The 6,335-nt window shown below is 64.7% G+C and carries 7 protein-coding genes; 2 read left to right on the top strand and 5 right to left on the bottom strand.

Annotated features, from left to right (window positions below; genetic code table 11):
• Positions 1–175 precede the first annotated feature (175 nt).
• Both G3N97_RS35310 and G3N97_RS35305 read right to left on the bottom strand, forming a co-directional pair.
• Positions 176–343, bottom strand: coding sequence for a DUF6726 family protein (locus G3N97_RS35310; protein ID WP_309147634.1), 168 nt, complete (start codon positions 341–343; stop codon positions 176–178).
• 74 nt (positions 344–417) lie between these two features.
• On the bottom strand, positions 418–600 hold the full coding sequence (locus G3N97_RS35305) for a hypothetical protein (protein ID WP_205997465.1): 183 nt from the start codon (positions 598–600) through the stop codon (positions 418–420).
• Between the two features lie 927 nt (positions 601–1,527).
• Between G3N97_RS35305 and G3N97_RS35300 the strand changes: the two genes are divergently transcribed.
• Positions 1,528–2,763, top strand: coding sequence for a PD-(D/E)XK nuclease family protein (locus G3N97_RS35300; RefSeq protein ID WP_241031033.1), 1,236 nt, complete (start codon positions 1,528–1,530; stop codon positions 2,761–2,763).
• A 20-nt stretch (positions 2,764–2,783) separates the two neighbouring features.
• Here G3N97_RS35300 and G3N97_RS35295 read toward each other — a convergent pair whose 3' ends face one another.
• The gene (locus tag G3N97_RS35295) at positions 2,784–4,505 is read right to left on the bottom strand and encodes a phospholipase D-like domain-containing protein (RefSeq protein ID WP_205997463.1); all 1,722 of its coding nucleotides are present in this window, start codon (positions 4,503–4,505) and stop codon (positions 2,784–2,786) included.
• A 231-nt stretch (positions 4,506–4,736) separates the two neighbouring features.
• Here G3N97_RS35295 and G3N97_RS35290 point away from each other — a divergent pair, with 231 nt between their 5' ends.
• The gene (locus G3N97_RS35290; protein ID WP_065060899.1) at positions 4,737–5,024 is read left to right on the top strand and encodes a PAAR domain-containing protein; all 288 of its coding nucleotides are present in this window, start codon (positions 4,737–4,739) and stop codon (positions 5,022–5,024) included.
• 34 nt (positions 5,025–5,058) lie between these two features.
• Here the strand turns inward: G3N97_RS35290 and G3N97_RS35285 are convergent, their stop codons facing one another.
• The gene (locus G3N97_RS35285; RefSeq protein ID WP_346778165.1) at positions 5,059–5,961 is read right to left on the bottom strand and encodes a transglutaminase family protein; all 903 of its coding nucleotides are present in this window, start codon (positions 5,959–5,961) and stop codon (positions 5,059–5,061) included.
• The coding region (locus tag G3N97_RS35280; RefSeq protein WP_205997461.1) for an alpha-E domain-containing protein at positions 5,952–6,335 on the bottom strand (384 nt) is incomplete at its 5' end. The genes G3N97_RS35280 and G3N97_RS35285, both read right to left, overlap by 10 nt.

Raw genomic sequence — 6,335 nt, 5'->3', positions numbered from 1 at the left:
GCGCTGGCAGGCGCAACGACAGGTGCGCTGACGACGGGCGTCGGAAGCGGCGTGATGCGCCCTTCGAAGCTCGTGTCGGCGCTCGCCGGTGCGGCCAGCGTGCCGGCAAGCGCTGCAGCGGCAGCGCAGGTCAGGAAAGCGGTCAGAGACGCCCGTTTCATCGAGTGGACCTCGATCAGTCAATAGCCGCCGCGCACGCGTCGAACGGCACGGCTGCGGGATGCCCAACCACCGGCACGATCTTCACCGTCGCCGAGACGAGCCGGCAAGGTAATGCCGCCACCGCACAGCCTTCGAGCGGCAGAGTGAGGCAGGCGAGTGCAATCACCGCAGCGGCGCGCAGCCCATGCAATGCCGCACGCGACAGGTGATGTGCGCGCTTTGCCTTCAGCGGCGCCTCTTGCGACAGCGAATTCGTCATGCGGTGGTATTGATGTTGTGGCCGAGCGGACCGACCGGCGTGCCGGGATGCACGGTTTCCGGTTGGGCGGAATTGTTGCCGGCGGAACCTGCGCTGCCGGAGTTCTTGTTGCGGTTAGGGTCGAACGTCGTCAAGGGCGACGAGTGGCCGACGCTGCTGGAGCCGATAGGGCTGGTCATGATGGGCCTCCTGGGCGGATTGAAACAAAAGGAGGGGGCGCACGTAGAGGGATGCGCGCCCCCGCGTTACGTCGATAGGGGAAGTTGTCGACGAGCGGCGATAGCATCTTCGCGTCTACGTCTGTTGCGTGAAGCAATAATCAATGGGGCCTTTGGTTCAAGCCTTACGAGTCCTTCCGGGGGTATACAAATGCGCAAGATGCGCAAGGAAAAAGGGCGTTGGCGAGGGCGAAAAACGCGGCTTGAAATCGGCTCGACGAGGATGGTCGCGAGACGGCGTGGCGTTCCGTGCAAGCCTTGTCGGCGCTGGCGTTGCACGCGTCGGCGCGGGCACGCGAACGCGGGCGGAATAAGGCGCGAGCGGGGAGTTTTTCGCGGCGAGAACGACGCGTGAAAAGTCGCTGAAAGCGGCCTTTCACGGTAATGATTCCGGATTTGGCGTGTTGCGGCGGTGGAAAGTTGTGTGCGAAAGGTCTCGGGGAGTCGCGTGACGAGGCGTCTTTGGGGCGTGCCTCTATCGGCGTGAAAGCCCGTCAATCAAGGGATTTCAGTGGGAATCGCGAGATCGCGCGGGCATCCGCATTGAGCGGAATTTGTCGTCCGGAAGCGGCTTCCGGTTAACCCGCAGCGTGACGTTGCAGTCCGAACGAATGAAATTTCTCGCGATTTTCCTTGTTATGTCTTACCGGCGAGGAAGATTTGTAATGGGCTCGGATGGGGCGGTTTAATCGTCGGATTGGCGCTGTCGCGACGGCCGACATGACGCGCGTGCCTTGCCGGCAGCACGCGCCCAACGCGTCATACAATGAGCGTCGCCGGGGCGAAGCGCTTGTGACGCATCCGTGCGACAAACAACACCGTTCAAACATAATAATGGCTAATACAACCGAATCACTGATCGACGCTTTTTTCGGGGATACGAACGTCATGCGTCTCGTGACGTCGTCTGCAACATGGGAGCCGCTGAGGATCTGCTATCCCAAGGAAGTCAATGTGTCGCGTTTCATCGCATGGCTGCTCGATCCGAGCGAGGGGCACGGCTTGGGCGATCGCGCGATCCAGTCTTTGCTCGTGCGAGCGTGGTGGGAGAGCGGCGACGTCGAACTCGATATTCAGACGCGCCGTTTTCTCGCGCCGTCGAACGTGCAGACCGAGGGTTTTTCGGCGGCGGTGGTGACCACGGAGGTCGAGCTTGCCGGGCGTTCGCTCGATGTGCTCGTCGTGGACCCGGGACGCCGACGCTATATCGCGATCGAAAACAAGTTTGGTTCGGCGCAATCGAAGAATCAGCTCAAACACTATCGCAAACAGTTGGAGAAGGTCTTCGACGGCTTCACCGGCGTGCATATCCTGCTCGATTCGAATCAGGCGGAGCCGGATCACGATGGCTGGATTCCCGTGGGCTATGACTGGCTGGCGGAATTCCTGAACGAAGCGGAGAAGCGCGACGCCACCGCGTCACATGTGCGAGACGCGCTGCGGCAATTCCGCAGTGCGATCGAGGAAGAGTCGGAAGACACCTTTTCGCGCAGCGCGTTGGGCTCGCTGATTACGGAAGTTGCCGGCAACTTCCAGGACGTCTTCAAGCTGATGGAGGCGTGGCAGCGCAATGGCAACAAGTCCACGCGCGCACAGATGCTCGTCGACCTCATGTCGGGGACGAATACGCTGGAAGGCAAGGCGTTGTTGCGGCTTTTCCAGCTTTACTGGCGTAGACCCGCGATCTGGGATCAATGTATTCGGCAAGCGCAGTTCGCGCCCTTCGTGTTTGCGATGCGCAAGAGTTTTAGCGACGTGCAGGCGAATCCGAAGCGTGTGCGCACGGCGTTCATGCTCGGAGAGTGGGATCGCCTGATCGACCCCGAGACGATTGATGCGGACGAGGGGTTCTATTCGCCCGCGGGTGTGACGGTGCGGCAAACCGGCGAAACGTATCGTGTCGTCACGTTCCTTCAATTTCATGACGTGAGGATCGAGCGCCGGGACGAACTCAGGCAACTTGCTCTGGATATCCGCGCCGAAAATCGTATGCGGGGTTCCGTTGCCGCCGAGGCGTTTTTCGTGGCGCTGCGCAACCGTGGCGATCTGAGCAAGGAAAAGGCGATCGAAGACGCGGTTTCGCAGATGGAATTGCTGCGTCAGCGTCTTTCCAGGGTTCGTTGATGCGCGCGGGGCGGGACGCGTCACCCACGCTTTTCGCCCCTCACCCGTGCCTTCTTCTCCGCTCCCGCCACGAACGGTTTCGCGCGCGTATTCCAGTCGGAAACAAACACCGCCTCATACCAGGCCGCGATCGGCGCCGACTCGATGATCACGCCCGCGTCGCGATTCTGCTCGATGCCCGCGGGCGAGAAATTCTGGCTGCTGACCACCACGATCTTCGAGTCCACCACGAAGCCCTTGTTGTGCACGTTCGATTGCAGGCGGATATTGGCCGTGAGATCGACGCCTGTCGCTTTCATCTTCTCGGCCCATTTCATGCCGTATTCGGCGCTCTCGATCAGCCGCACGTCGACGCCCGCCGCCACGCGCGCGGCAATCGTCGCGAGCAGGGCGTCGTAATCGCCCTTGCCGTTCGACGACTCGATGTATTGAAGCTGGATATAGAGCGACTTCTGCGCGCTTTCGATCAACTGCTGCATCTGCGTGACGTACTGGCCGCGCGCGGGCGAGCCGGGCAGCGTGTCGGGCGTGAGCAGCGGCGTGATGGTGGTGTCGACGTTGCGGAACACCTTGGCGCTTACGTAGGCGGGCTTCGTGGCCGCGAACGGCATGAGCGCGGACGCCGCCGCCGGCGGACTCGCCTGCGCGGCAAGCTTCGCGTGCGCGTTGGCGATGGCGCGTTCCGGCTCGGCGCCGATGGCCGCGGCCTGGTGCGCCTGCGCGCTCGCATAATCCTGATTCAGATACGCGCCGAACAGCGCGGCGAGCGGCTTGTTCTCGATGATCACGTGCCAGTCGCGATCCTCGGTGCGCGGCGGCGCGCTCAGATCGGGCTGATTGCTGTTGTTGAGATTGCCGCTCGAGAGCCAGACCGTGTCGCCGTCGCGGACCATGACCTTGATGTGATACGCGTACGGAAAGATCCACGCGGCCGCGTACACGTCCTGCCGCTCCAGCGCCCACGCGATGCTCGCCCGCGCGCCGAGCGTCTGATTCAACTGCTCGACGGTCTGCGCGTCGGTCTGGTCGCGGGTGGGATTCGGCGCGGGATTGTCGAGCACCATCTGCAAGGTGCGCTTGCCCGCGAGCGCCGACTCGAAGGCCTTCAGAATGCGCGCCGACGTGAAGTCGTACATGCCCACCACCAGCGACTTGCGCGTGCCCGCGAGAAAGGCTTCCAGCGTCTTCAGGCCCGCGTCGGGGCTCACATGCGCGGTGATGGTCGCCTTCGTGATGGCGAGCGGGTCGAGGGGCACGCCGGGCGCGGGCACGTAGGGCAGCTCCGGTTTCTTCGCGTGGGCCGCGAGCGCGTGCGCGACGAAGGGCTGCGCCGCAAGCTGTTTCGCGAGCGTCTTTTGCAGCACGCTGCGCTTGTCGGTCAGCAGGCGTCCACTGGGCAGTTCGCGCTCGTCGGGCCAGTCGGGCGCGGCGTCTTCGGGACGCGCGTAGGCGGCGGCGAGCGTGGCCGCCGCGGGATCCTCGGCGCGCAGGCGCTGGAGCGCCGTGGCCTCGCGCACGTCCACGGGCACGCGGCCGATCGAATCGGGCAGGCGGTTCTTCGCGGGCAGCACGGCGAGCTTCGTATGCACCGTGACGACGATCGCCTGCCGCCCCGTGAGCTGATCGCCCGCGATCTCGTAGCCGGGCCGCACGAACAGCGCGCCGGGCTTCGCCAGCCTCGCGAGATGGTTGCGGATGAGACGGTCGATGTCCTTGGACGTCGTCGTGTGGCGGCTTGGCATGGCGGCTCCGGGGCGGGTGTGCCCCGGACTATGCGGCACGCCGCGCCCGCGCGACGTTTGACCGACCCGAACCCGCGCGTGTCATATTCGCGCGTGAAACTGCCGGGTTGGCCACGAAAACGGCCACATTGCGCCCGAGCGCGCCATCCGGAAAGGAAGCGAAAGGAAAACGCTGGTATATTTCCCGTCCCATCGGCGCAACGCCGGAACCCCATTCCCGAGGCCCTGGAGATGACCCGTAAATTCATCCTCAAAGACGACAAGACCGACCACAACGGCGTCGTGATGGACGGTATTGAAGGATCGTCGTATCACGGACGTCCGCTCGCCTATATCGGCGCGCCGGTGATGTGCCAGACCTGCTCGAAGCAGGGCGTGATCGTCTCGGATGGCGGTCCGCACACGATGACCGTGATGGGCAAGGTGGTCGCGCTCGAGAACGACCTCTGCCAGTGCGAGTGCCAGCCGCAGCCGAAGCTCGTGGCGTCGATGGATACCGGTACGCTGGCCGGCAGCTAAGCCGTTCTTTTTGCGCTGATCGCGCCGATCACGCTCATACGCCGTCCGGCTCGGCCCGCACGTCGACGGCCACGTCGACGCGATGCGCGCCGCCGCCCAGAATGACCCCGCGCAGCAGCGACACATCGCTGTAATCGCGTCCGACCGCGAGCGTCACGTGGCCCTGATCGGCGAGCACGTCGTTGGTCGGATCGAGATCGATCCAGCCCGCTTGCGGCACGTGCAGCGACACCCACGCGTGCGAGGCATCCGCGCCGATCATCGGCGTCGCGCCCTCGGGCGGATCGTTACGTAGATAACCGCTCACATAACGCGCCGCGAGTCCCAGCGAGCGCAGACCGCCGATCATCACCTGCGCGAAATCCTGACACACGCCGTGACGCAGTTCGAAGGCGCGCGCGGCCGGTGTATCGAAAGCCGTTGCCGCCGGCCGATAGTCGAAATCGCGATGAATGCGCTGCATCAGGTCGATGGCCGCCGCGAGCACCGGCGCGCCCGGCGTGAAACTCTCCAGCGCATACGCGCGCAACGCGGGCGAGAGCGCGATATTCGGCGATGCGCAGCAAAACTCCGACTCCGCATGAAACGCGCCGCCCGCCGTGTAGCGCAGCGCGCTCGCGACGTCTTCCCACGCGGGCGTGGCGTCGGCGTCGAGCGTTTCGTAGCGCGGCGCGAGCAGCACGCTCGTTTCCATCGTCATCTGCAGATAGTCGTGCGGCGCGTCGAACGAAAAATACAGCACGTCGTTGCCGAAGGCGTCGCGTCGGCTCGTCTGATACGAGGGCGCGGGCTCGATGCGCTCGCGGTGTTCGAGCACGCGCTGCCACGGCAGTTCGAGCGGACGGATGGTCGCGAGATGCTGCGCCGTTTCGACCAGCGTCGAATAGCGATAGGTCGTGCGATGCGTGACGGACAGGCGCGTGCCGCTCATGACCACACCTGCGCGGCGAGCGGCATCGCGTGGCTGAACCAGCGCGCGCTGATCTCGTTCGAGGCGGCCGCCATGCGCGCGGCGAGCGCGTCGCACAGCGCGGTGAGCGCGGGATAGCGGCCGTCCTCGCCGGGGTCGCAGATCGCTTCGAGATCGGGCAGCGCATCGACGGGCGCGAGCTGCGCGGCGAACGGCTCGCGGCGCGGGCCGCCCGCTGCCTGGGCGATTTCGTCGAGACGCGTGCGCAGCCGGTCGTAGACGCCGTAGAGGCCGCGCGGATGGGTTGGGTCGGTGACGATCAGGTCGAGCAGCGCGGGTAATTTGAGCCGCCCCGGATACATCCTTCGATGTGTCAGCGGTCTGTCGAACGCTTGCAGGCA

The organism is Paraburkholderia sp. Ac-20347 (genome assembly GCF_017104805.1).
GTDB lineage: Bacteria > Pseudomonadota > Gammaproteobacteria > Burkholderiales > Burkholderiaceae > Paraburkholderia > Paraburkholderia tropica.
Note: the sequence above shows the minus strand (reverse complement) of the source record. Positions and strands in the feature narration are given on the sequence as shown.

What these genes read in the sequence shown, in the direction of transcription:
- G3N97_RS35305 (WP_205997465.1), bottom strand. Translation starts at nt 600, where the DNA reads ATGACCAGCCCTATCGGCTCCAGCAGCGTCGGCCACTCGTCGCCCTTG.
- G3N97_RS35295 (WP_205997463.1), bottom strand. Translation starts at nt 4,505, where the DNA reads ATGCCAAGCCGCCACACGACGACGTCCAAGGACATCGACCGTCTCATC.
- G3N97_RS35290 (WP_065060899.1), top strand. Translation starts at nt 4,737, where the DNA reads ATGACCCGTAAATTCATCCTCAAAGACGACAAGACCGACCACAACGGC.
- G3N97_RS35300 (WP_241031033.1), top strand. Translation starts at nt 1,528, where the DNA reads ATGCGTCTCGTGACGTCGTCTGCAACATGGGAGCCGCTGAGGATCTGC.